This is a genomic window from Antarctobacter sp. (genome assembly GCF_048262615.1).
Classification (GTDB): domain Bacteria; phylum Pseudomonadota; class Alphaproteobacteria; order Rhodobacterales; family Rhodobacteraceae; genus Antarctobacter.
The window spans coordinates 1-24,643 of sequence record NZ_JBLXFB010000025.1 but is presented as its reverse complement, the minus strand read 5'-3'; the positions used below and the strand labels follow the sequence as shown (position 1 = coordinate 24,643).

Below are 24,643 nucleotides of genomic sequence, written 5' to 3'. Positions count from 1 at the left end.
CGCTGGTCAGAACGTACAACTCTTGTACCGGAATGCCAGAGGAGGGCTGGGCTGCGCACAGTGACTGTGCGTATCTGTGCGCATGACTGATCCAGACGATAGGCCGGTGGCGCTGGTGCTGGGCGCGGCGGTGCGACCGGGAGGAGTGCCGTCGCCCGCGCTGGAGCGGCGCGCGCGCCATGCGGCGGCCTTGTGGCGCGATGGCCATGTCCGGGGACTGGTGCTGTCCGGAGGGGAGCGGACACATCCGCCGACAGAGGCCGAGGTCATGGCGCAGGTCTGCCGCGACGCTGGGGTGCCGGATGCGGCGATGGTCCTTGAACCGGAGGCATCGACGACCGAGGAAAACATGCGGCTGGCGCGGCCGATTCTGGACGCCTTGGGCGCGCGGGAGGTGATCGTGGTCACTGACCGCTACCATGCGGCGCGGGCGCGGCTGGTGGCGCGTCGTGTGGGACTGCGGGCGCGGACAAGTTGCCCGCGGTTGACGGGGGCCCCGGTCTGGCGCGTGGCGCGGGCCTGGACGCGTGAGGCGGTGGCCTTGGTCTGGTACTGGCTGCGCGGGGCCGGGCGCTAAGGCACCGCCCCCACGCCGGTCGCCGGATCAGCCGGGGACGATGACCTCGACGTATTGCATCCAGCCGTTCGACCCGTAGACATTCACGACGATGTGCAGGTTCCCGCCCATGATGGCATTGGCCACGTAGGGCGGCAGACCGCCGTTGTTGACCAGTTGTTCCAGTCGACCACGGTTGTTGATATCACCGAAATACGGATCCCAGTCGTCGCCGTATTGCGAGATTCCAAAGCGGTGATAGTTGGCCCGGTCCTGACGCAGAACCTGCGCCGCGGACGACAGGCGCGCCCCGTTGGAGTTGAACAGATCCTGCTGCCCGATATAGGCGTTGTACGATCCCATCAGTTGCTGGGCCTGTGCCGCCAGCGGGGCGACAAGCACCAGCGCAAGAGCGAGTAAAAAACGTTTCATGTGAACCTCCTCATGACCACTTTCGATAAATCAATTTTATGATCGCCGGGTGACATGCGCCTTGATGCAGGCCAATCCTGAGGTCAGATGACACCAATTTGGGCCAGAGCGCCAGCCAGTTCCGGCGGCAGCGGCTCTTCGTCCGCGCGGGTTCTGGGCAGGTCGGGCGGCGCGTCGGCGGCGGCAAGATAGCGCCAGCCCTGAAACGCACGTTTCGGCGCGGCGGCGGTGCGGATCAATTCGGGGTCAAGGACCAGCGCACAGCGGTTGATCCCGTCCTGTCCGGTGACCGGATCAAACCGCAGGATGCGTTGGCGGCACTGGATCAGTCCCTTGATGACCCAGTAGATCGACCCGCCGTTCAGCACCTCGGCCTCCCGCCGGGGCCACATGCGCGTGACATGCCGGGGCAGACCGTCGTTACCATGGGCGCGCCGCGTGCCCTGCCAATCGATCAGGCTGTCGACGCTTTCGGTGCCTGCGCTGAGTTTGAGAAGATGGGTTGTATCCGGCATGATGGGCCTTTCGTGTCCGGGGGATCATAGCGGGCGCAAGCCAGTGTTCAAGAACGGGTGTTGAAGGGAAAACGACAGATGCGGACGTAAACCATGCGCGTTTTGGTGAACCTCATGATGTGGTATACTTACATTCCTCGTATTCAACCTGTTGCGTGGATTTGCTAGATTGCCAGTCTGCCACCTGAGGGAATCGCCTGACATGACCCGCTTTGCCGCCCCCATCGCCGAACAGATCTGGGACATGAAATACCGCCTCAAGCAGGCGGACGGGACACCCATCGACCTGAGCGTCGAGGACACATGGCGCCGGATCGCCCGGTCGCTGGCCTCTGTCGAGGCCGATCCGGTCCTGTGGGAAGAGCGGTTTTACAACGCGCTGGAGGATTTCAGATACCTGCCCGCCGGGCGGATCACGGCGGGCGCGGGGACCAACCGCTCTGTCACCCTGTTCAACTGTTTTGTCATGGGCACCATCCCCGACAACATGGGCGGCATTTTCGAGATGCTCAAAGAGGCCGCCCTGACCATGCAGCAGGGCGGCGGCATCGGCTATGATTTCTCCACCATCCGGCCCAAGGGCGCACCGGTGGCGGGGGTGGCGGCGGATGCCTCTGGCCCGCTGTCGTTCATGGATGTCTGGGATTCCATGTGCCGCACGATCATGTCGGCGGGGTCGCGTCGCGGCGCGATGATGGCGACCATGCGCTGTGACCACCCGGATATCGAGGATTTCATCAGCGCCAAGGCCGACAGCGCGCGTCTGCGCATGTTTAACCTGTCGGTGCTGGTCACGGATGCCTTTATGGCGGCGGTCAAGGCGGACGGACCGTGGGAGTTGCAGTTTGACGGCGTGGTTTATCACACGCTGCCCGCGCGCGACCTGTGGAACAGGATCATGCGCGCGACCTATGATTATGCCGAACCCGGTGTGATTTTCATCGACCGGATCAATCAGGCCAACAACCTGAACTATTGCGAGACGATCAGCGCCACCAACCCCTGCGGTGAGCAGCCCTTGCCGCCTTATGGGGCCTGCCTGCTTGGGTCGATCAACATGGCGCGGCTGGTGAATGATCCCTTCACCGGAGACGCGCATCTGGATGAGGCCGCGCTGGATGAGCTTGTCGGCACCGCTGTGCGGATGATGGACAACGTGGTCGATGCCTCGAAATTCCCGCTGGAGGCGCAGCGCCTTGAGGCCATGAACAAGCGCCGGATCGGACTGGGCGTCACGGGTCTGGCCGATGCGCTGCTGATGGTGCGGCTGCGCTATGGCTCAGAGGAGGCGGCGCGTCAGACCGAGCGTTGGCTGCAGCGGATCGCCCGCGCCGCATATCTGGCGTCGGTGCAATTGGCGAGGGAGAAGGGGGCTTTCCCCCTGTTCGACGCCGAAGGGTATCTGGCCAGCGGAACTATGATGGCGATGGATGAGGATGTCCGCGAGGCGGTGCGCGCCCACGGCATCCGCAACGCTTTGGTGACTTCCATCGCGCCCACGGGAACGATTTCGCTGTATGCCGGGAACGTGTCGTCGGGGATCGAGCCGGTCTTTGCCTATGCCTATACCCGCAAGGTGCTGCAAAAGGACGGATCGCGGACCGAGGAGGAAATCACCGACTATGCCGTGACGCTGTATCGCGAGCTGCACGGCGCGGAGGCGGACCTGCCCGAGTATTTCGTGAACGCCCAGACGCTGGCGCCGCTGGACCATGTGCGGATGCAGGCGGCGGCGCAGAAATGGGTGGATTCGTCGATTTCCAAGACCATCAACTGCCCCGAGGATATTTCGTTCGAGGACTTCAAGGATGTGTACCTTGAAGCCTTCGAGACGGGGTGCAAGGGCTGCACGACCTACCGGCCGAATGCGGTGACGGGGAGTGTTTTGAGTGTTTCGGAGGAGAAGCCTGCTGGGACATCTGGCGAGGATTTCGCTGCTCGTGTCCTAGCTCTCTCCGAGGCTAAGAACTTCAGCTTGAGAAGTTTGTCGGAAGAAGCTGGATTGGGCCGAAACTTCGTTCAACAAATGGTCAAAAACAAGAAAACGCCGTCGTTGGACAATGCTGGCAAAATAGCGAAAGCTCTGAGTGTTGACCTCTCCACACTCATGGGGATCAAAAGCGCCCCCGACGTCGTGGCCACTTCGGACGCAGAACCGCGCCAACCCCATGGCGATGTCGTCTACATGTCCGAGCCGCTGGACCGGCCGCAGGCGCTGGAGGGCAATACCTACAAGCTGAAATGGCCCGATAGCGAGCATGCCATCTATCTGACGATCAACGATATTATCGTCGGCGGACACCGCCGACCCTTTGAGGTCTTCATCAACTCCAAGAACATGGAACATTTCGCCTGGACCGTGGCGCTGACCCGGATGATCTCGGCGGTGTTCCGGCGCGGCGGCGACGTGTCGTTTGTGGTCGAAGAACTCAAAGCGGTTTTCGACCCGCGCGGCGGCGCTTGGGTGCAAGGCAAATACATCCCCTCGATCCTCGCAGCGATCGGTGGGGTGATCGAACGGCACATGGTCTCGACCGGGTTTCTGGAAGGCGAAGGGATGGGCCTGAAAAGCGATCCCCAAGCGCAGGTCGTCAACCTCGACCCACCGCGCGGCCCGGCCTGCCCGAACTGCGGACAATACGACATGCGGATGATCGAAGGCTGCATGACATGCGGGACATGCGGCCATTCCAAGTGTTCAGGATAAGCGGCTGAGGATGCTGTTCTGATATAACCAGCAATTTTTGGCCATTTGGCGCGTCTAAATGGCCATTTTCCCAGCATTTGGTGTCCATTTGTTAGTTTCAAGCCCGGGTGCCGATATGTGCGGCCACACTGGGGCTATGCACCATTGGCGCTCATTCCTCTGTGGGTGGTGGCCGTGTGTGGGGAGTGGTCGTTCGCTGTGGATAGGGCGAATGACTGGGTGGGGCGGTTTCCGGTCGTTCGCTTCATATTTTGCGAAAGTCGGCTGTGCGACCCCTCCAAAGCATTGGCCTAAGAAGTCGAAATACTTGTGCCCTAAGTCGAGACAGTCATCACCGTCCGTGGCAATGCTTGTATTTCCTGCCAGATCCACATGGGCAGCGTTCGTTGCGACCGACCTTCCGACGCGGCTCGATTAGCTTCGATGGACCGCGACGCGAATCAAAAAGCGCCTGCACTTGTCTTGGGATATGAACCTCCCGCTGCTGCGGCCCTCCAAAGAGACGAACACGCTCGATTATGCGCTTCTGATCCTGAAACGCTTCGCGGTGGCCCGGCACCATAGCCTCCTCGAACGGCTGGAGCCGCGCCACCTCATCTGCTGCGGCCTGATGGTCACCACAGTAGGCAAGCACAACAGCATATAGCGCTCTCGTCTCCAGAACGCGCGACGCCAATCCTACCTTCTGCAAAATCGGAAAGAGATTTTGCTCCAGTATCTGACGGGCGCCTATGAAGTCGTTGTCCCAAACGAAGTCATCAACCAGATCGAGGCCGACTCGAAGCAGCGAGTCAAACGCGTTGGCGAGCTGATAGAACTTCATCGCTTGGATGCGGGCCGCCGCAGCGTGCATACCTTTACTTCCGCTCGCCTGCGCGAAAAGGTCAAGCGTGTCGGCGAAATGCTTCAGTATATCGGTAATATCTCGATCTTGGGGCAGCACCGGCCACAGCTCTGGCGCGTTGCGCCCAATCACATCTCCAGCGGTGATGCCGATTTCCCTATAATACTCTCTTATCAGTTCAGAAGCTGCGGCCACGGCGCTGGTGTTGTCACCGAGTTTGAAATGGGCGAGCGCCCTGTTATAGCGGAAAACTCGCATGTGCGTGGACGTTGCCGGCATACGCTTCTCGACCAGCGTGAGCATCTCATCGACTCCTTCTGCGTCTCCGAGCATCGACATGAGGAGCATTTGTTTCATGCCCCAGGCCAGCCACTCGTCCTGACCGAGACCGGTTGCCTCGACCAGGGCCTGCATCTCGTCAATGCGACTGCGGGCGGGTTCGACTGCTCCTTCCCTGAGGTGGTTGAACACAAGCCCATCCAGCGCCCAGAGACGCGTTTCGGGATCTGCGTGCGGGTTGGCGGCTATTTCAACCAAGAATGGCTCGATCTCGGGCCAGACACCCATCTCGTGGAACAGTTCGTCCGTTGCAAACTCGACGAGGATTTTCGAATCCCCCAGTTGCCCGAAGAGGCGGATGAGAAGTCCCAGCTTTGCGATACTCCAGTCCTCGCGGAGCGAGCCGATGATAACCTCACGAAGCGCGGCTTTCGCCTTGCTTTCGACCGCGGCGCCCCGACCAGCCAAATCGGCGAGGCCAAACATGCGGACGGCGTCATGTATTTTTAGTGCGGAATTGCCGAATAATTCGAGCGCACCCGTCGCAGGCAGCGCTCGCAGGCGAGCAGCACTTGCCCTGTCATCGAGATCACAGGCATCCTGCAACAGTTTGACCGCCTCGTCCCGCGAGAGCGCGACGTCGGCCAAGCTCAGTATCGCAACCGTTTCACGGGCTTCGGTCGGCAATCCCTCAAATGCGCGCCTCAGAATGATTTCTTGGGCAGTTTCGACGATGTGGGTCTGCGCTTCGACATCTGCGCAGAAGGCGCGGATCAAACCGCCATATTCCCGTTTGGCAACCGTGGCAGCGTTGAGAACGTAGAACGGCAACCCACCGGTCAGGCGCGAAAGGCGCTCACAGTCGTTGAAGTCGGCTTGGCAGCCAGCATCATGAACGGCGGCCGCGATCGTGTCTTCGTCCCAGCCGTGAAGAATCTCGGCACGGATGGCGAGTCCTGCCTCCAGAGCGGCGACCTCCGAACCCGGCTGAGCGAGCAACAAAAATCGGAGATTCGTCGCGCGGGCGACGATCACCTCGATCTCCGATGCCGGGACTCTGTGGGCGTTGTCGATCACGACATGGGCATGCACACCCTCCTCGCCGAGCTTGACACTCAGTGCGCCAAGCATATCGAGACCACTCGCACCGGGAAGTAGGATCTCTCCCAGTTTTCCACTCGACCGTCCGAACATCCGACCGGCCACCTCGCGAGCGACTGCCGATGCGAGAGCCGGTCCAGGAGTGTCAACAACATCGACGTAGGTTACCGGCAATGGGGAATGCGCTCATGCGCAGGAAAAAGGTGGCGTGGGATGACGCGTTCCACCAGCTGGCGCTGCGGGTCCCGGAGCGCAATGATGCCCTGGATCAACTGGTGGACGGGGCTTTGCAGCGATCTCCATCGCGCTTGCAGGAATACGTCATTGCGCGCCTCGATGGAGCCAGGGGTCCGACCTGGCTCGACAGTCAGACACTCGAGCAGGCTTTCCGTGCGACCGAGATGCTGGGGGTTCTTCTGGAGTTTGGACCGGAGGCGCTACCCGGCCAGCTCTCCGACAACGATTGGGATACCGCAGGCCGTGCCGGCTACGCGGCGACCTCGAAAGGGGAGGGCGGCATCCGGGATGCGCTTCAAGCCACGCAATCGCGCTTTCTGAAGCAGGGCATCAAACCCGAGCGCGGCAACGTCCTGGGCGCGACGTATCGATGGCTCGCTTCGCTCAAGAACTCGAAGGACCCGGGCGACATCCGTCGCATCAGCAGCGCAGCGTTCCGAAGAGAGCGGGGTTGGGCCACATTCCGGGCGAAGGGCGGGCGGATGCGCGTCCGGTCTCTGGGGCCGTGTTCTGATCCGGAATTGGTGGTGCGGTGCGCGGTCACTATGCGCCTTTGGTGCTCCGCGTGCTGGACTCAATCCTAAGGCCCGCCAGAAAGCGGGCCATTTCGCTGTCGCTGGCGGCCTGTCCGCAAAACGTCTTTACATATGCCGGGACACGGGCCACGCGGGTGGCCCGATCTTCCCGAACCTGCATCGAGATGTAACCGATCTGGGTCAGATAGACGGTTCGGGCGCGGACATCTGCCTCATCGTCGTCAAAGCCGAACCGCGAAAACATGGCACGGATCGCATCGAGCCTAATTTCGTCCGACCGGTGGACTCGGGATGCCACCGCATCCGACTGGTGCGCCCATCCCCGGATTGCGAAGTCAAGTTGGGGTTCGAACGCGGCATCGTTGTGAAACACCGCGATGAGATTCAGCACGGCCTCTGAAATGGTCTCGGCATAGGCACTGCATGCGTTAAGGAAGGCCCCGGTGTTTTTCACCTCCCACTCTTGCAAGAGCGCATCTAGCAGCGCGCTCCTGTCCTTGAAAAACCAGTAAAAGCTGGTGCGCGAGATGTTCAGCGCATTTGCCAGCGACTGGATTTTCACAGCATCCACCCCGGACGTGATCAATGCCTGTCCGGCTGACGCTAGCCAGACCTCGCGCGAACCACGCCAGCCAGAGGTTTTGTCGGTCGCGTTCGGGGTGTCTTTGGTTGCTGTCATGAGGGCAAGCGTAAGGTTGCCCAAAACACGCGACAAGAGAAATGTACGACAGTGAACTAAAAGTTGACATGGATGAACATTTTGGGATTGTGTCGCGTATCAGCCAGAGGGTTTGCCGATGTCCACCGATCCCCTTCTTCAGCCATATCGGCTCAAGCATCTGACGCTGCGCAATCGCATCATGACCACCAGCCACGAACCGGCCTACCCGGAGGACGGCATGCCCAAGGCGCGATATGCCGCCTATCACACCGAGCGGGCAAAAGCCGGTGTTGCGCTTGCCATGACTGCGGGGTCGGCGGCGGTATCCAGAGACAGCCCGCCGGTGTTCAACAACATCCTGGCCTACAAGGACGAGGTGGTTCCCTATATTCGCCAACTGACCGATGCCTGCCACGATCATGGCTGCGCGGTGATGATTCAACTGACGCATCTTGGCCGCCGGACCACCTGGAACAAGGGCGACTGGCTGCCTTCGGTGTCGTCGTCAAAGCACCGCGAACCGGCGCACAAGGCCTTTCCAAAACGGGCCGAAGACTGGGACATCGAACGCATCATCGCCGATTTCGCCGACGCCACCGAACGGATGAAGGCGGGCGGCATGGACGGGATCGAGTTGCAGGTCTATGGCCACCTGCTGGATCAGTTCTGGTCGCCGCTGACAAATGATCTTGATGGTCCTTATGGCGGTCAGACGCTGGATAGCCGTATGAAACTGCTGATGGACGTGCTGCGGGGTATTCGCGCACGCGTGGGCGATGATTTCATCGTCGGCCTGCGCTACACGGCGGACGAGGCAGAGGCCGGGGGCATCACGCCCGAGACGGGCATCGAGATATCGAAACGGCTGGCCGGCAGCGGCATGGTGGATTTCCTCAACGTGATCCGGGGTCGTATCCACACCGATCCCGCCATGACGGATGTAATCCCGGTGCAGGGGATGAAAAACGCGCCGCATCTGGATTTTGCCGGCGCGGTAAGGGCCGCCACCGGCATGCCCACCTTTCACGCCGCCAAGATCCCCGATGTGGCGACGGCCCGGCACGCTGTTCAGGCGGGCCTGCTCGACATGGTCGGCATGACGCGCGCACACATGGCCGACCCGCATATCGTCAAGAAGATCATCGAAGGGCGCGAGCAAGACATCCGCCCCTGCGTCGGGGCGACCTATTGTCTTGACCGCATCTATGCCGCCGGAGAGGCGCTGTGCATCCACAACGCCGCCACGGGGCGCGAATTGACCATGCCGCACGAGATCCCGCCCGCGACAGAACGCAGGAACGTCGTGATTGTCGGGGCCGGTCCCGCCGGGCTAGAGGCGGCGCGGGTGGCGGCGGAACGGGGCCATGATGTGACCGTTTTCGAGGCGCAGCCCGATCCCGGCGGTCAGGTCCGCCTGACCGCCCTGTCGGACCGGCGGCGTGAGATGATCTCGATCATCGACTGGCGCATGGCGCAATGCGCCGCGCGCGACGTCACATTTCGTTTCAACACCTGGGCCGAGGCGGATGATGTGACCGCGCTTGCCCCCGACGTGGTGATCATCGCCACCGGGGGATTACCAAACCTTGAACTCTTCGAAGGGACAGAGGCGCGTCATGTGGTCAGCGCGTGGGACATCCTGTCGGGCGATGTGAAGCCGGGGCAAGATGTGCTGATCTACGATGAAAGCGGCGATCACCCGGCGCTGATGGCGGCGGAAGTGGCCGCGCAGGCGGGGGCCAGGGTCGAGGTCATGACCCCGGACCGGACCTTTGCCCCGGATATCATGGCCATGAACCTCGTGCCCTACATGCGCGCGCTGCAAGACAAGGACGTGACCTTTACCGTCACCCGCCGTCTGAAAGATGTTCGCAAAGACGGCAACCGCCTGACAGCCGTGATCGGCACCGACTACAGCAGGTTCACCAGCGAAAAAAGCTATGATCAGGTGGTGGTGAACTACGGCACGATGCCGCTCGACGAGTTGTATTTCCAACTGAAGCCACGCTCGTCGAATGGTGGTGCCGTGGACCACGACGCCCTGATCGACGGGCGCGCGCAAACGGTGCAGCGCAACCCCGATGGGCGCTTTCAGCTGTTCCGGATCGGCGACGCGGTCAGCGCGCGCAATACTCATGCGGCGATCTACGATGCGCTGCGGTTGATGAAGGACATCTGACATGCGCTCGACCAAACCCATTCACGTCATCTCGGCCCACGCCGAGGGCGAGGTCGGGGATGTTATCGTGGGCGGTGTCCTGCCGCCCCCCGGCGACACGATCTGGGAACAGTCCCGCTGGATTGCGCGGGACCAGACCCTGCGCAACTTCGTCCTGAACGAACCTCGGGGCGGCGTGTTCCGGCATGTGAACCTGCTGGTGCCGCCGAAACACCCCGAGGCGCAGGCCGCATGGATCATCATGGAGCCGGAGGACACGCCGCCCATGTCCGGTTCCAACTCGATCTGTGTGGCGACCGTCCTGCTGGACGGCGGGCTGGTGCCGATGGTCGAACCGGAAACCCACATGGTTCTGGAAGCGCCCGGTGGGCTGGTCCGTGTGCGCGCCGAATGCCGGAACGGCAAGGCCGAGCGCATTTTTGTGCAGAATGTGCCCTCTTTCGCCTGTGACCTTGACCGGACGCTGGAGGTGGAGGGGCTTGGAACGCTGGTCGTGGACACGGCCTATGGCGGCGACAGTTTCGTGATAGTCGACGCCGAGGCGCTGGGCTTTGCGCTGTGTGAGGATGAGGCGCATGATATCGCCAAACTGGGGGTCAGGATCACCAATACGGCCAACGCGCAGCTTGGGTTCACCCATCCCGAAAACCCCGACTGGCGGCACATCTCTTTCTGCCTGTTCGCGGGGCAAATGAGCAGCGGTCCCGAGGGGCTGGAGGCCGGTGCCGCCGTGGCCATTCAACCGGGCAAGGTGGATCGTTCGCCAACCGGCACGGCCTTGTCGGCGCGGATGGCAGTGCTGCACGCGCGCGGCCGGATGAAGGTCGGTGACAGGCTGACGGCGCGATCCGTGATCGGATCGACCTTCGCGGGGACGATACTGGGCGAAACGACGGTCGGAGGGAGGCCGGCCATCCTGCCGGAAATTTCCGGGCGCGGCTGGATCACAGGCACCCACCAACACATGCTGGACCCGTCCGACCCATGGCCCGAAGGCTATCGGCTGTCAGACACATGGGGCGCGCGGTAGACCGTCGCGCTGTCCGGATGCCCTCGGGCAGGCAGGACCGCTCCGCTGATTGGGCCCCGCAGCAGATGCGCCGGATCGCCCGGATCGCCCGGATCGCTAGGAATAGACCGTCTCACCCCGCAGGATCGCAAGCTCCAGCCGTTTGGCGATATCGGCAAGCGCTGGCCCCCGCGTCAGATAGACGGTTCGCAGGCTGACATCGGTGCGCGCGGCCAGTTCCTGCCGGATCTCGGCCGCCATGATGGAATCCGTCCCCAGATCCGCAAGGTTGGCCGAGGCGTCAATCTGGCTTTCGTTCAAACGCAGAACCCGTGCCGTGACCCCGACAACCATCGCAAAGATGGTGGCAAGCCGCTCATTCGGATCAAGACTGTAGATCAGCTCCCGGAACGCGGCGGCCGTGCTGACCCCGCCCGCCGGTCCCTCTGGCAGAACCTTGGCAAGCCTGCGCCGATCCTTGGTGCTGGCCTGCCGCCCCCAGATCCCCCAATCAATGTCCACGACGTCGAAGCTGACCCAATGGTGCTGGATGGCCTCGCTGATCACGTCAAAGACCATCTCCATCGACACCGGCGTCAGCCCGGCGCGCGCCAGCCGTTCCGCGATGCGGTCATCCTCTGCCGCCATGCCCAAGTCCGCCACAGGCCCCCAGTTGATGCAGGTTCCGACCAGACCGCGCGCGCGCCGCGCCATCACCAGCCCGTGCAGGAAGCCGTTCGCCGCAGCGTAATTGTATTGGCCGATGTTGCCCAAAGAGGCCGCGATCGACCCGTAGCAGACAAAGAAATCCAGATCGGTCCCTGCAACGGCATGATGCAGGTTCAACGCCCCGTTGGCCTTTGCGGCCATCACCGCCTGAACCTGATCAGCGGTCATTTGCTCTATGTCCGTGTCCGCCAAAATGCCTGCCGCATGGATAACCCCGCGCAGCGGTGGCATCTGCGACGACAACGCCTTTACCGCCTGCGCGACGGAGGCGGCCTCGGCCATGTCGATCTCTTGATGCAGCAAAGTGCAGCCCCGCGCATCAAGCTCTTGCAACATGGCCTCAGCGGCTTTGCTTTTGGGGCCGGACCGGCTGAGCACCGCAATATGTCGCGCGCCCGCGTCGACCAGCCAGCGGATCGTTTCGACGCCGATGCCGCCAAATCCGCCGGTGATCAGATAGCCTGCGTCCGGATGCACGATCTGCCGTGGCGGACGTGCGATCAGCGGCACGATCTTGTCGCCGGTGTCCAAAGTCAGCCGTCCGATATGACCGTCCTGCACAGACGCGTTGAGCGCCTTTTCGATCTCCGATGGATGGAACGTTGTGACCGGGATCGGGCGCAGCGCGTCCCCGGCCAAGAGCGGGTGCACACCGGCCAAGGCGCGCTCGGCAAGGGCGCGATCACCCGCGAAGACGCGGGCCAGATCGGCACGGAGATAACGGATGCCGCGATCCAACAGGCGCAGCGGGATCTGCGCGCCCGATGCCTCAACCGGGCTGTAATCCAGAAGTGCGCCGCCGGGGCGCACGGCATCGAAACAGGCCACCCGCATTTCGCCGCCGAGCGGCGTCAGGGCCACATCTGCACCACGCCCCTCTGTCGCGGTGTGGACGGCGTCACGAAAAGCGAACGTGCGTGCGTCGCTCACGACTTGACAGCCCGCGTCGCGCAGGGCCGCGCGGCGCGCCTCTGTCCCGGCCGTCGCGATGACCTGCGCGCCGATTGCGAGGCAGAGCTGTGCCGCCGCAAAGCCGACACCTGTCTCTGCCTGTTGGATCAGCACCCAGTCGCCCGGTGTCACATCGCACAGCGCAAAGAGCGCGTGATGCGCCGTCATCCAGTCGAGCAGTGCGCTACGGTCCTCGTCGGGCGCGACCTCTTCGGGGTAGGCCAGCACTTGTCCGGCGGGCAGCACCAGATGGGAATTCATCCAGCCTTGCGGCGCAAGGACAACAACAGGCTGGCCCACTGTGAGGTCTGTCACCCCAGACCCCAGCGCCGTGATCCTCCCGGCACACCGCAGGGCCAGAGGCGGCAAGGTCGGCGCGCCATGTTTCTGAATGCTCCGGTGGTCAAAATCGCCGATCGTGTTCCAATGCAGGGCAACCTCGACATCGTCGCGCCCCAATGCGTCTGGCGCTATTTCGATAAGACCGCGCCGTTCGGTGCCGCCCTGATTGACGGAGGCAAACTGGTATCTGGTGCCCGACTTAGACGTGCGCGCCGGATAGCGTTCCGGCCCAAGCCGGACAACGCGATTGGCAAAGCGATAGTCGCCGCGATAGGCCACCTCTGTGTCGGCCAGTGCCAGATGCAGTTCGTGCATCAGGCGTTTGGACGCGATAAAGCCGTTCCGCGTCGGCAGATCGACCAGACGGAACGCCATTTGCCTGAGTTCAAGCTGTGCTGCGCGGATCGCGCTCCAGACCGCGTGCTGGCCCGGAGCGCTTTGGCCCGTGTCGCCGACCGTGACGATCTGCGACTGGGCGCAACACACCGTCAGGGGCGGCACCGCAGCGCCGAATTGGGTGTTCAGCGCCTGGATCAGGTGCAAAAGATCGACCACATCCGCGCATCCTGTTGTCGCATGGTCCGTCTCCGGCCCGATATCCGGGATATCGACAGGCCAGAGGTAGACTACACCGGCAAGCTCTTGGTCGCCGAGACTGCTCAGCAGCTTTTGCATGTCATCGGGGCTGTTACGCGCGATCTGATAGTCGGTGGGCGACAACCGGGCAAATGCGGGTCCGGGCGTTACCGTCACCAATGTCATCAGCTTGTCGGGTGCCCGATCACAAAGCCCCTCGGCAATGCCCGCCTTGTCCGCGAAAACCAGCCATGTGGTTTCCTTGGCGACCGGCAGTTTTGTGGTCCGGGGCGAGTCCCAAAGGCTGGTATACAGTACCTGATCCTGAGACCGGCCCCGCACCGTCGCCACGGGCAACGCGCGGGTCCGCAGACCCGAGAGTTCCAACAACGCCGCGCCTTGCGCGTCATAGATCGCAAGTGAGATGTCGGTGCCCTGTTGCCAGATGTGGCACCATACCTCGGCGTCCAGTTTCCTGTGAAAGCGAAGTTGGCCAATCCCGGTTGGCAGCGACACCGTGTCCGCATCCGGTTGCGTGGCAAATTGCAGCGCAAGGCCCGCCTGCAAAGCGCCGTCCAGCAGGACGGGATGTGCATAATAGTCGTTGGCGGTGGGTGTGTCGGTGCTGGCCAGTCGCAACTGGAACAGCGCCTCATTCTGACCCAGATGCCCGCTTCGCAAACACCGGAAGGACGCGCCATAGTCCAGCCCCAGCGCCTTGGCCTTTTGGTAAAAGGCGGCGGTGTCAAAGGTGGTGGCACAGCGCGCCCTGATCGCACTCAGGTCAACGCCTTCGTGGCGTGGCGGCGCAGAGGTTTGCCGGACATAGCCCGTGGCATTTACCCCCCATTTCGCATCCACACTGCGTTCGCGGGCATAGATCTGAATTGCCCCGCTTGCCTCATCCAGATGCAACCGCAGCATCGGCGTGGCAAAACTGGGCAACAGGGCCTCAAACTTCATATCCTCGATGACCGTCGATGCGGCGGGGTTTCGGCGCGCGGCAAGGGCCAGTTCGACATAGCCCGCTGCGGGAAAAACCGGGTCACCCCGCACACAGTGGTCGGCCAAAAAGCCATGGGTGGTGCGGGTCAGTTCCCCTTGCCATGTGGGTGTCGCCTGATCCAGCGACCGCGACAGGATCGGATGTTCGTTGGTCCCCAAACGGTCGCGGGCAGACAGTTCCGACTCGCTCCAGAAATCCTCTCGGTCCCAAGGATAGCTGAGCAGAGGCACGCGGGTCCCAGAGGGGCAGGGCCGCTGCCAGTCCAGATCCACGCCATGCGAATAGATTTCGGCCACGGCGGAGGCGACCGAGACCTGCTCTGGCCGTTGACGCCGGAGCGAGGGCACACAGACCCCTTTGACGCGGGCGGCGGCGAGGATCTCGACCAGCGCGCCAGCCAGAACCGGGTGTGGCCCGACCTCAAGGAAAATCGTATGGCCGTCCGCGACCATCGCACTCGCAGCGTCGGCAAATCGAACGGTCTCACGCAGGTTTTGCCACCAATAGTCGGCACCCTGTTCGGCACTCTGGACCCGCGCCCCTGTAACTGACGAGTAGAGCGGCATCTTAGGATCGGTGTGGGAAAGTGAGGTCAGCGACGACAGGAAGTCGTCCTTGATGCCGTCCATCTGCCTGCTGTGGTAGGCCACCCCCACATTCAGCAATCGGGCAAAGCCGTCCTTCGCCTCGATCTGGCGGGCATAGTCTGAAAGCGCCGCCTCTGTTCCGGCAAGCGTCACAGAGCGCGGGCTGTTGACCGCCGCGATGTCCAGCCCGTCGGGTAATTCGGCGCGTGTCATGCGCTCTGGCTGGCCGACGGCCATCATCCGCCCTAGACCAAGACAGGTCTGTTGCAGGCGGCAGCGGTGCCATGTCACGCACAGTGCGTCCTTGAGGGTGAGGGTGCCGCTGGCCCAAGCGGCTGCGATTTCACCGGTGCTGTGGCCGACAACAGAAGCAGGTGTGAGGCCGTAGGCCCGCAGGACCTCTGTCAGCATCACTTGGGTTACAAAGTTCGCCGGTTGTGCGGCGATCGGCTCTTGCATGGGGGCACCAGACCGGTCGGCGAACAGGGGTTTCAGGGATTGGCCCGTCAGGTCCGACCAAAGCGCGTCGCACTGATCGAACATCTTGGCGGCAATGGGATCGGCATCGATCAACTCGGCCGCCATTCCCCAGCTTTGCGGCCCCATTCCGGTGTAGACAAAGGCAAGTTTCGGCGTGACGCGATTGTCGGTTGGCGGCACAAAGACCCGTTCGCTGTCGTCGCCCGCAAAGAAGTTCTTAAGCTGTCCTTGCACTTGATCGAGGCCGTCGCAGACCACGGCGGCCCGAAACGGGTGATGTGAGCGGCGGCGGGCGGCCGTGTAGCACAGGTCTGGCAAGCTGGTGCCGGGACGCGCCTTGATGATCTGATGCAGATGTTTCAACTGGCGGATCAAAGAGGCATCGCTGCGGGCAGAGACTGGCAGAACGATGGGCCGGTCGGGTGCAGGCGCAGCGGTGTAAACCTGTTTGGGTGGCTCCGCCAACAGCGCGTGGGCGTTGGTGCCGCCATAGCCAAAGGAATTGACCGCCGCTATGGCCCGCGTGGTTTCTGGCCAGTCCTGCAAGGCGGTTGGGATCGTGATCCGCTGCGCCTTTAGGTCAATTGTGTCCGGTGGCGTCCGGAAATGCAGGCTTGGCGGGATCTTGCGGTGCTTCAGGGCAAGAGCGGCCTTGATCACTCCGGCCACGCCTGCGGCGGCTTCCAGATGGCCGATATTGGATTTCGCCGACCCGATCACCAGTGGCCCGGCAGAGGCGGGCCGTTTCCGGGCGATGGACCGCGACAGCGATTCCGCCTCTGTGGCATCGCCCGCCCGGGTGCCCGTGCCATGCGCCTCGACATATTGCACCATTGCGGGCGAAACCTGAGCGCGGTCCAGCACCCGTTCCACCAGCGCGGCCTGTGCGTCGACGTTCGGCAGCGTGATGCCGTCCGTGCGACCGTCCTGATTCACGCCGGTTTCAAGGATGACCGCCTGAATGGTATCGCCGTCACGTTCTGCCGCTGACAGCGGCTTGAGCACCAGCAGGCCGGCCCCTTCACCGCGGCCATATCCGTCGCCGCGGGCATCAAAGCTTTTGCAGCGGCCATCGGGGGAGAGAAAGCCGCCTTTGGACATGGCCACCATGTAGGCGGGGCGGAACATGACGTTGACACCGCCGACCAGCGCCGTGTCGCATTCTCCGCGCCGCAGCGCCTGAACCGCCAGATGCAACGCCACCATCGACGATGAACAGGCCGTGTCGGTCGTGATGCTGGGGCCGCGCAGGTCGTAGATATAGGACAGGCGGTTGGACAACATCCCCAAGGTTGCGCTGACGGCGGTGTGGCTGGTGATCGCCTCGCGGTTCAGCGCGTTCAAAAGGTGAATCTTGTTGTCGATTGTGAAGCCACCGACAAAGACCCCGGTCAACGATCCGCGCATGTCATCGGGCACGATGCCCGCGTGTTCAAAAGCCTCCCATGCGACCTCCAGCAGCAGCCTTTGCTGGGGGTCCATCTGGGCGGCCTCCCTTGGCGAGATACCAAAGAAACGGGCGTCGAATTCGCGGATCGACTCGCGCAGGAACCCACCGCGGCTGGTATAGATCTTGCCGGGTGTCGCGGGATCCGGGTCATAGAACCGCTGAAGGCTCCAGCGTTCCTCCGGCACGTCGCAGGTGGCGTCCACGCCCGCCTCCAACAGGTTCCAAAACGCACCGGGCGTCGCGGCACCCCCCGGAAAGCGGCAGCCGATCCCGACAATGGCAATAGATTCAGAGTCTTGCACGCGTTTCTGCCCCTTGGCTCAGACGGTTCGAAAGATGGATGCCAGAGACATTGCGTCGGAAATCTTCCACATGTCTAGCGGGGGGCCCAGTTGTCGGGCAGGTCTCCTGTCGGCGTCGATCCCCCAGCCAGCCAGTCAGACAGCGATTGGTGCGTCGCGTTGTAAACGTTCTCGGCCTGAGACGGCCAATTGGCCTGATCAAATCGCAACTGCACCCGATGCAATGACATATTGGCCTGATTTGTTGTGTAATCGGGCTGGTTCTTGCCACCTGAATGTCGGGTCGAGCGCATGACAACATTCGATTGATACATGTAGGCGTCGATGGTGTCGCCTGCGCTAAGGGTCGCCTGTGCAAACAGGTTTGTCACCTGATTGGTGGACGGGTTGCTTGAAGCCGCGGCAGCGACAGTCACAAGGCTTTCGCGGATCGTGTCCAGATCGCGCTGCGGTATGCCAACGTAATAGCCAAGGATCTGATCGATCCCGTGGTCCCAGCTGCCCGAGAGTTGCAGATTGACGATATCGTTGATCACGGTCGAGTAAAGCGGGCACTGCAAGACCTGGTTGATATACGTCATGAACATGCTGGCGGACCCCAACTGGGCCGGATCGGATGGGTTGTAGCCAGACTGTTCCTGCGCCAGCGTCATGATCATGGACGCGCCAGTTGCGGGGCTTTGCTTCAGGGCTTCGACCGCCGGAGGGCCCGGAGGCGCGCTTGAATAGGCGGCGTCCTTTTCCATTGCCTGCTGCGCGTTTGCCCCCGTGAGCGTGCTGTTCAATACCACCGGCGTGCCATCCGCCAGCGCCCCCATGAACCGCGACAAGGGATCCATTTCCGTCTTTTTGGATCCGGGCCTGTTCGCGGCCAGCCAGTTGTCGAAATCGTCCTGTTGAAAATCAGTCATCACGTCGCATCTCTTTTATTGCTGCCGTGGCCATGCTTTTTGTCCGCAAAACAGCGGGCGCGGGCGTCTTATTGCGTTTCAGTGAACGGCGTGCTGAACCCCGTGATCCACTCTTTGAATGTGGGGATCACATCGGTATCTTTTGCGATCTCGGCAACCTCGACCTTCCATTGGTCGGGCTTCCATTTCAGCACGGCATTCAGTCCGTTTTGCAGTTCGACCCGGATTTCAAGTTTCTTTTCCTTGCCGAAAGGCGGGCGCTTGAAAGTGGCGCTGACATTCCAATTCGACCCGGTAAGACTGAAGCCCAGTTCATCAGATGCGGTGATCCGGAAAAGATAGATGGCCAAGGGGTGTTCGGGTGTGCTGCCGTCCTGCCGCGCCTGTTCAGCGACCTCCGCAAAAAGGGCCTCAAGTTCCTTTTGCTGGTCTTGCGGCATCGTAAAAGGCAACAGGTCCAATGTACCCTCGGCAGCGGCCACTTCTGTTGTGTAGATCGCCGTGTTGCCGTGCAATTGGATGGCCGTGGTGACAAAAAGCAGCGGGTTTGTCCCGATCGCCGAGGTGAAAGCGTTGAATTCCGATGTGCTGGGAGGCTCTTGTTGCGGTTCGAACCCGGCGGTTGTGCGTGCGTCCTGTGTCAGGACCGCCAGCGCAGAGGCGGGGGCTTTGAAAAAGACGTCGGCGAATTCTTTGCTCTGGCTGCCAAACTCGGCGAGCGCCTTTCTGGCCGCCGCATTCATGTCATTGGCCTGATCCGTCTCTGTCCCCGCCAGAACGGCCCCGGACAGGACAACGCCTGCCGGTGGATCCAGCGCCCGGATGGCTCTTGCCTTTTCGGCGTCATGCAATGCGCCTTTGGTTTTGACATGCGGAACGCTATGCGCCCGTTTCCATTGGGCCGTCGACAGCCCCGGTTTATCGGTCATCGCACGAACTACCTTTAAAATTCAGTACCGGGCAGAGGTGCGCCGCGCGCAACGGCGCATCTCTGCCTTCAGGTTCGGATATGGGGGGATTAAGGCGTGCCTTGCTGAAGCGCCGGGATCGGGCTGGTGCCTTCAAGCGAGGTGCTGTTGCCGGTGATCCAGTCATCCAGACTTTGCGCTGTCTGACCGATGAGCATCTTCACCGCCTGCTCTGTCCACAGCTCGTATTTCAAGGTCACCTTGATCTTGAGCACGTTGAAGTCGTTCGACTTCATGTCAAAGCCCTTGCCCTTTTCCTCTTTGAACGTCGCGGTGCTGTTGTAGAGGAAGAACTGATAGGTATCGTTCGCGGTATTGATTGCGTTCTGGCAGAACAGCGCGGTCTTTTGCTCTGTGCTTTCCTTGCTCGACGCGGCCTGAGCGAGGTTCTTCAAGCCGCTCACGATCGCGCCTTTGTCCTCGGCGGCAATGCCTTGGAACGTGTCCGCGATTGCATCAATCAACGTGTTCCAGTCGCTTGTTGTCCGTCGCATCATCTCATGGTTGGCATAGTTCAGCGTCACCAGCGGAAAGTTCAGCATCTTTTGCAGATAGGCGTCGTAGGCGACCGAGTTTGCGTTGCTGTCCAGCAGAACAGGGTTCCAGCCGGTCGCGGCACGGGCCATGTCCGACACATGCATCAGGCCGGTTGCCGGGGCGCGCAGCATGGCCTGCACGGCTTCGTCACTGGTGGCCCCGTACTTTTTCTGCGCCTCGTACAGAATGCGCTGTTGGTCCGGAACCGGCTCATCACCCGTGACCTGAACCATGGCCGGGGTGTCTTTTGCGCCTTTGGCTTCGTTCAGGATGGCGGTATTCTCATGCACCAGCATCGGGTGCATAACGCCATCATCATTCCGTACATTAATGTTTACACCTGACAACCACGCACCAAGCCGGTCATGAACATCGTTCATAACAAAATCCTCCGTTAAATGATTGATTGAAGCCAATACACCTCAACCCGATTACTATACTCACACGAAAGCAAAATTTTCCCAAACAACTTTTTGGCGATTCGCGGCGCGACCCTCAAGTCAACTTCCTAAGAGAAAGAAAGTTAAGGGAAAATTATCGACGGTCTGTCCGGCCGTCTGCCAAAGCCCTTTCACGTTGAAGGCCTTGAAAAACCGACATAGGTTTGCACGTCACCCTGCACGAAAACCTGTAAGAAATTAGCATGTTTAACGATGAAGCCGAGCTGCAAGCGGCCCTCTTGACGCTTGCGTGTCCGGGGCTTCTGATCGCCTGCCGCCACATCGCTGCGGAGGATGGTGGCGGCCTATGGCCCGAAGAAACAGAGATTTTTCGCAATTCAGTTCCCAAAGTCCGGCGGCAAAGCGGGGCTGCCCGGATCGTGGCAAGGGACCTCATGCAACGCATTGGTCACGGGCCCGCAGCAATTCCAAGGGTCCGTGGCGGACCCCCGCGCTGGCCCGATGGACTGGTTGGGTCGCTTGCCCATGACGCAGAGTTTGCCGTGGCCGCCCTGTCGACAACGATTCGCTGTCGCGGGCTTGGAATCGATATCGAACCGGCGATTCCGCTGCCACTGGGGATAGAGACCAGAGTGGCGACTCCGGAGGAACAACTCCGATATCCACCTGCCGTCCTGTCCAGCAGGCTGTTGTTCGTGGTCAAAGAAGCCGTCTATAAAGCCGTGAATCCAATCGACGGCGTCCCTTTGGGTTTTCAGGATGTTCAGGTCAACCTGGAGGCCATGACCTGTCGAACCACAAGCGGTTGGGAGGTCGGCATCCGCTATATCACCCGGCCCAGCATCTGCGCTTTGGCAATACTGTCGAATTGACGACAGGAATAATCGAGTCCCTGGATCGCCACAAATGCCGGGCCGGACCCGTCAGTGCCGGTGCTGTCTAGGCCAAATCAGCCTGATTGACTGTTCGCTCCGGAAGGTCGCCTTTGGCCAGTGTCTGGATATCTTCGAATACCATTTCGCCCATCCGCTGGATGGACTCGGTGGTATCGGCCCCGGAATGGGGAGAAAACAAGGTGTTCGGCAGGGCAAAAAGGGCATGGCCGATGTCGGGCGGTTCATGGACAAAGGCATCCAGCGCGGCGCCGCCCAGATGGCCGGACCCAAGCGCTTGGGCAAGCGCATCCAGATTCACGATGCTGCCGCGCGCGAAATTCAACAGGCAGGCACCCGGTTTCATGCGGGCCATGGCCTGCGACCCGATCAATCCGGTAGAGGCAGGGCCGCCCGAAAGATGCAGCGAAAGATGGTCGGCGCGGTCCAGCAAGGTGTCAAAAGACACCATTTCAACGCCAATTTCCTCGGCGGCCGCGAGGTTGGGAAAGGCGTCATGCGCAATCACCCGCATTCCGACGCCAAGCGCCATACGGGCCAGCCGCTGACCGATCTGCCCAAACCCCAGAATGCCCAGCGTGCGCCCCGCCACTTCGCGCCCGCGCCTGCGCTCCCACCGGCCTTGTGTGACGGTTGCATGTCCAGCCACAGTATTGCGTGACAGGGCAAAGATCGCGCCAAGCGCCATCTCCGCCACCGCCTGCGCATTTGCCCCCGGTGTCGAGGTCACGGGGACGCCCGCCCGCGAGGCGGCGTCGATATCAATGGAGTCGAGCCCGACCCCATGTTTCAGCACGCCTTTCAGATGCGGTGCGGCGGCGATTGTGCTGGCATCGACCGCAGGCAACCCCGCGACCAGAAACTCGGCGCGGGCCAAAGCCGCATGGTAGCCGGCATCGACCTGCGGGAAGCGGGCAAGCTCATAGCCATCGGCGGCGATCCGTTCGGAAAGCCCGCCGATGGTTGCGAAGGTCGGAGAGGTTGTAAGGATGACGGGGGACATGGCCGGTCAGCGCCTATTTCCGGTCCTGAATGAGACCGCGCATCAGGTCGCGTTCCTCATCGGTCAGGTCGGTCAGCGGGCTGCGCACCGGCCCGGTCTCAAATCCCCGCAGCGCGACACCGGCCTTGATTGCCGAAACCGCGTAGCCGGTTTTGCGGTCACGGATCTTTGCGAAGGGGTAGTAGAAGTCGCGCAGCATCGCCTCACAGGTGGCATCGTCCCCGGCGACAAAGGCGGCGTGAAAGGCCAGCGCCGTTTCGGGGACAAAGTTGAAAACGGCAGAGGAATAGGTGTCGACGCCCGCGCCGCGATAGGCCTGCGCAAACAGCTCATGCGTGGGCATCCCGCCGACGTAGGCCAGCCGATCTCCCAGACCGACGGTGATCCGCTTGACCGTGTCGATATCGCCGGTGCCGTCCTTGAATCCGACCAGGTTCGGGCAATCCTCCGCCAGTCGTGCCAGCGTTTCGGCAGAGACAACGGACTGCCCCCGGTTGTAGACGATCACGCCCATGTTGGTGGCGTTGCAGACCGCGCGGATATGCGCCTCTATCCCGTCCTGCGGCGCGCCGATCAGGTAATGGGGCAACAGCAGGATGCCGTCGCCGCCCGCCGCCTCGATCTCTTGCGCCATGTCGCAGGCCATTCGGGTGCCATAGCCACAGCCCGCGATCACCGGCTGGTCCGGCTGGGCGGCGCGGGCGGTTTTCACAACTTCGACCACCTCTGCGGGCGTCAGGGAAAACAGCTCTCCGGTGCCGCCAGCGACGATCAGCCCGGCGATCTTGTGCGGGCTGAGCCATTCCAGGTGTGCGGCAAAGGCGTTTGCGTTGAATTTGTCCTCAGCGTCAAACGGTGTGACCGGAAAGGACAGCAGGCCAGAGCGGATGATGGTGCGCAGGTCAGTGGGGGCGATCATGAGCGTTTCCTTGGATTAGTGCCCGCCGGTCAAAAGGTAAAAGACCGGAAAAAGCAGGATTGCAGCGAAGGTTGTGAACAGGAGATTCCAGCGCCAGGTGAGGGTAGAGATGGGAATGCCGGACGCCCGCGAGACGACCAGAACAAGCGTCGCAAAGGGGGAAAATGTCATCGACAGGGCCCATCCGCAGGATATGGAAAAGGCGATAAGGGTCGGGTCTGCGGGCAAAACCGGCAATGCCGCAAAGAACGAGCCCAGAAACACCGCCATCATCGTCGGCGACAAGGCCAGCAGGCTGATCAATGCGGTCAAGGTGGGCAGAATGACCAGCATCAGCCAATCGGGCGTCGTGGCCAGACCCAAAGCCTCGGCCACGCTCTCGGCAGGGGTCAGACCCGCTGCGGCGCGTCCGATATATCCCGAAGTCGCCAGAGTGACCGCGATGTTGACCGAAGCAGGCAAATCGGTGCCGATCATCTGGCGCAGCCGGGACGGCACCCCGGCACGGCCCTGTTGCGCCACAAGCCAGCCGATCACCATAATCGGGCAGGCGGCAAGCACGCCAAAGACGATGCTTTCGTCAAACAGCCAGACAAAGCCCAGCACCAGCAGCAGGAACCACACGGTTGTCGCGGCAAACCGCAGCGCGGCGGTGCGCGGCCATGCCATCACCGGCAACACGCCCTTGGGCTTGAACGCGCGGAACCGCACCCGGTCCTCAAGCCATCCGGCAACCATGAGGATCATGAACACCGGGAAAGCGTACCCCATCCAGACGATGCGCTCTATTCCCGGCAACAGGTCGGCGACGATCAAGGGCGCGATGGCGGTCGGCGACCAGGTGACACTCCATGCAAAGCCGCGCAACAGGGCTGAAATCTGCCGCCGTTCCCGGATCGGGTTCAGGGCGTCCCCCGGTGCTGCGCGGTGAATGCCCTGCTGAATGAGCGGCACCAGAAAGCTGACAACGCCGATGTTGAACAGAACCCCAAGCAGCGCCGTCCCGCCCGACAGCGCCGCATAACGCCGTCCGGGCGGCTGGCGGGTCAGGAATGCGCCCAGTTCAGCCACAGAAGGCGAGGTTTTGGCCGTCGCCTGCAACAAGCCCAGCAAGAGAATGAAGCTCATCAGAAAGACCGCCTGATCCAGCGCGCCGATCAGGATCGGTTCCGGGTCCGGGCGCAGCAGGATCACCAGCACTGTCACGGCGGCGCTGGCGGCGACGAGGTAGTATTCCCGCGCGCCGAGCCGGCGCGCTGACAAGATGACGGCGCAGAGCATGGTGATCCAGGCGGCATCCTGCACCGCCCGCATGCCGGTGAACCGCGCCAGCAGTTCCAGACCCGCGACGGCCACAAGAAGGACAGACACAAGCGGCAGGAGCGCGCGCGTCTGCCCCGTCGATTCCGAAGCCCGCGACATTCCCGGATTTACCGCAGATCTTCGGGCAGCAGATCGTCGGGCATGTTCTGGTAGCAGACCGGTCGCAGGAAGCGGCGGATGGCCATGGTGCCGACGGAGGTTGCGCCAAA

Annotated in this window: 17 protein-coding genes; 6 read left to right on the top strand and 11 right to left on the bottom strand. The window is 62.0% G+C overall.

The window, feature by feature from the left end; all coding sequences use genetic code 11:
* Positions 1-82: 82 nt before the first annotated feature.
* A complete protein-coding gene (locus ACN0S5_RS19855; protein ID WP_417210609.1) occupies positions 83-577 on the top strand; it encodes a YdcF family protein in 495 nt (164 codons plus the stop codon).
* Positions 578-604: 27 nt separating this feature from the next.
* Here ACN0S5_RS19855 and ACN0S5_RS19850 read toward each other — a convergent pair whose 3' ends face one another.
* Positions 605-988, bottom strand: a complete 384-nt coding sequence (locus ACN0S5_RS19850; protein ID WP_417210606.1) for a hypothetical protein — start codon at positions 986-988, stop codon at positions 605-607.
* A gap of 83 nt (positions 989-1,071) precedes the next feature.
* Positions 1,072-1,503 carry a DUF1489 family protein gene (locus ACN0S5_RS19845; RefSeq protein WP_417210604.1) on the bottom strand — a complete coding sequence of 144 codons (432 nt, stop codon included), beginning with the start codon at positions 1,501-1,503 and terminating at the stop codon, positions 1,072-1,074.
* A gap of 202 nt (positions 1,504-1,705) precedes the next feature.
* Here ACN0S5_RS19845 and ACN0S5_RS19840 point away from each other — a divergent pair, with 202 nt between their 5' ends.
* Positions 1,706-4,210, top strand: a complete 2,505-nt coding sequence (locus tag ACN0S5_RS19840) for an adenosylcobalamin-dependent ribonucleoside-diphosphate reductase (RefSeq protein ID WP_417210602.1) — start codon at positions 1,706-1,708, stop codon at positions 4,208-4,210.
* Positions 4,211-4,541: 331 nt separating this feature from the next.
* Here ACN0S5_RS19840 and ACN0S5_RS19835 read toward each other — a convergent pair whose 3' ends face one another.
* Positions 4,542-6,464 (bottom strand): SEC-C metal-binding domain-containing protein, encoded by a 1,923-nt coding sequence (locus tag ACN0S5_RS19835; RefSeq protein WP_417210601.1) that lies wholly within the window; start codon positions 6,462-6,464, stop codon positions 4,542-4,544.
* Positions 6,465-6,622: 158 nt separating this feature from the next.
* Between ACN0S5_RS19835 and ACN0S5_RS19830 the strand changes: the two genes are divergently transcribed.
* Positions 6,623-7,255, top strand: a complete 633-nt coding sequence (locus ACN0S5_RS19830; protein ID WP_417210599.1) for a hypothetical protein — start codon at positions 6,623-6,625, stop codon at positions 7,253-7,255.
* On the opposite strand, the gene ACN0S5_RS19825 is transcribed toward ACN0S5_RS19830, so the two are convergent.
* Positions 7,215-7,886 (bottom strand): TetR/AcrR family transcriptional regulator, encoded by a 672-nt coding sequence (locus ACN0S5_RS19825; RefSeq protein ID WP_417210598.1) that lies wholly within the window; start codon positions 7,884-7,886, stop codon positions 7,215-7,217. The genes ACN0S5_RS19830 and ACN0S5_RS19825 overlap by 41 nt on opposite strands.
* Before the next feature lie 118 nt (positions 7,887-8,004).
* Here ACN0S5_RS19825 and ACN0S5_RS19820 point away from each other — a divergent pair, with 118 nt between their 5' ends.
* Complete coding sequence (locus ACN0S5_RS19820) at positions 8,005-10,047, top strand: FAD-dependent oxidoreductase (RefSeq protein WP_417210596.1); 2,043 nt, start codon at positions 8,005-8,007, stop codon at positions 10,045-10,047.
* Position 10,048: 1 nt separating this feature from the next.
* Positions 10,049-11,077: a trans-3-hydroxy-L-proline dehydratase gene (locus ACN0S5_RS19815; RefSeq protein ID WP_417210593.1), complete on the top strand. Its 1,029-nt coding sequence runs from the start codon at positions 10,049-10,051 to the stop codon at positions 11,075-11,077.
* A gap of 96 nt (positions 11,078-11,173) precedes the next feature.
* Here ACN0S5_RS19815 and ACN0S5_RS19810 read toward each other — a convergent pair whose 3' ends face one another.
* The 4 genes from ACN0S5_RS19810 to ACN0S5_RS19795 form a co-directional block, all read right to left on the bottom strand.
* A complete protein-coding gene (locus ACN0S5_RS19810; protein WP_417210591.1) occupies positions 11,174-17,479 on the bottom strand; it encodes a type I polyketide synthase in 6,306 nt (2,101 codons plus the stop codon).
* A 74-nt stretch (positions 17,480-17,553) separates the two neighbouring features.
* Positions 17,554-18,390 carry a hypothetical protein gene (locus ACN0S5_RS19805; RefSeq protein WP_417210589.1) on the bottom strand — a complete coding sequence of 279 codons (837 nt, stop codon included), beginning with the start codon at positions 18,388-18,390 and terminating at the stop codon, positions 17,554-17,556.
* Between the two features lie 68 nt (positions 18,391-18,458).
* Positions 18,459-19,319, bottom strand: coding sequence for a hypothetical protein (locus ACN0S5_RS19800; RefSeq protein WP_417210587.1), 861 nt, complete (start codon positions 19,317-19,319; stop codon positions 18,459-18,461).
* Between the two features lie 89 nt (positions 19,320-19,408).
* On the bottom strand, positions 19,409-20,200 hold the full coding sequence (locus ACN0S5_RS19795) for a hypothetical protein (RefSeq protein WP_417210585.1): 792 nt from the start codon (positions 20,198-20,200) through the stop codon (positions 19,409-19,411).
* A 338-nt stretch (positions 20,201-20,538) separates the two neighbouring features.
* Between ACN0S5_RS19795 and ACN0S5_RS19790 the strand changes: the two genes are divergently transcribed.
* Entirely contained in the window at positions 20,539-21,168 is a 630-nt protein-coding gene (locus ACN0S5_RS19790; RefSeq protein ID WP_417210582.1) for a 4'-phosphopantetheinyl transferase family protein, read from the top strand.
* 67 nt (positions 21,169-21,235) lie between these two features.
* On the opposite strand, the gene ACN0S5_RS19785 is transcribed toward ACN0S5_RS19790, so the two are convergent.
* The 3 genes from ACN0S5_RS19785 to ACN0S5_RS19775 are packed head-to-tail and all read right to left on the bottom strand — an operon-like array spanning position 21,236 to position 24,533.
* Entirely contained in the window at positions 21,236-22,192 is a 957-nt protein-coding gene (locus tag ACN0S5_RS19785; RefSeq protein ID WP_417210580.1) for an NAD(P)-dependent oxidoreductase, read from the bottom strand.
* A 13-nt stretch (positions 22,193-22,205) separates the two neighbouring features.
* Positions 22,206-23,108, bottom strand: a complete 903-nt coding sequence (locus ACN0S5_RS19780; RefSeq protein ID WP_417210651.1) for a 5-dehydro-4-deoxyglucarate dehydratase — start codon at positions 23,106-23,108, stop codon at positions 22,206-22,208.
* A gap of 18 nt (positions 23,109-23,126) precedes the next feature.
* The gene (locus ACN0S5_RS19775) at positions 23,127-24,533 is read right to left on the bottom strand and encodes a hypothetical protein (RefSeq protein WP_417210578.1); all 1,407 of its coding nucleotides are present in this window, start codon (positions 24,531-24,533) and stop codon (positions 23,127-23,129) included.
* Between the last annotated feature and the right edge of the window lie 110 nt (positions 24,534-24,643).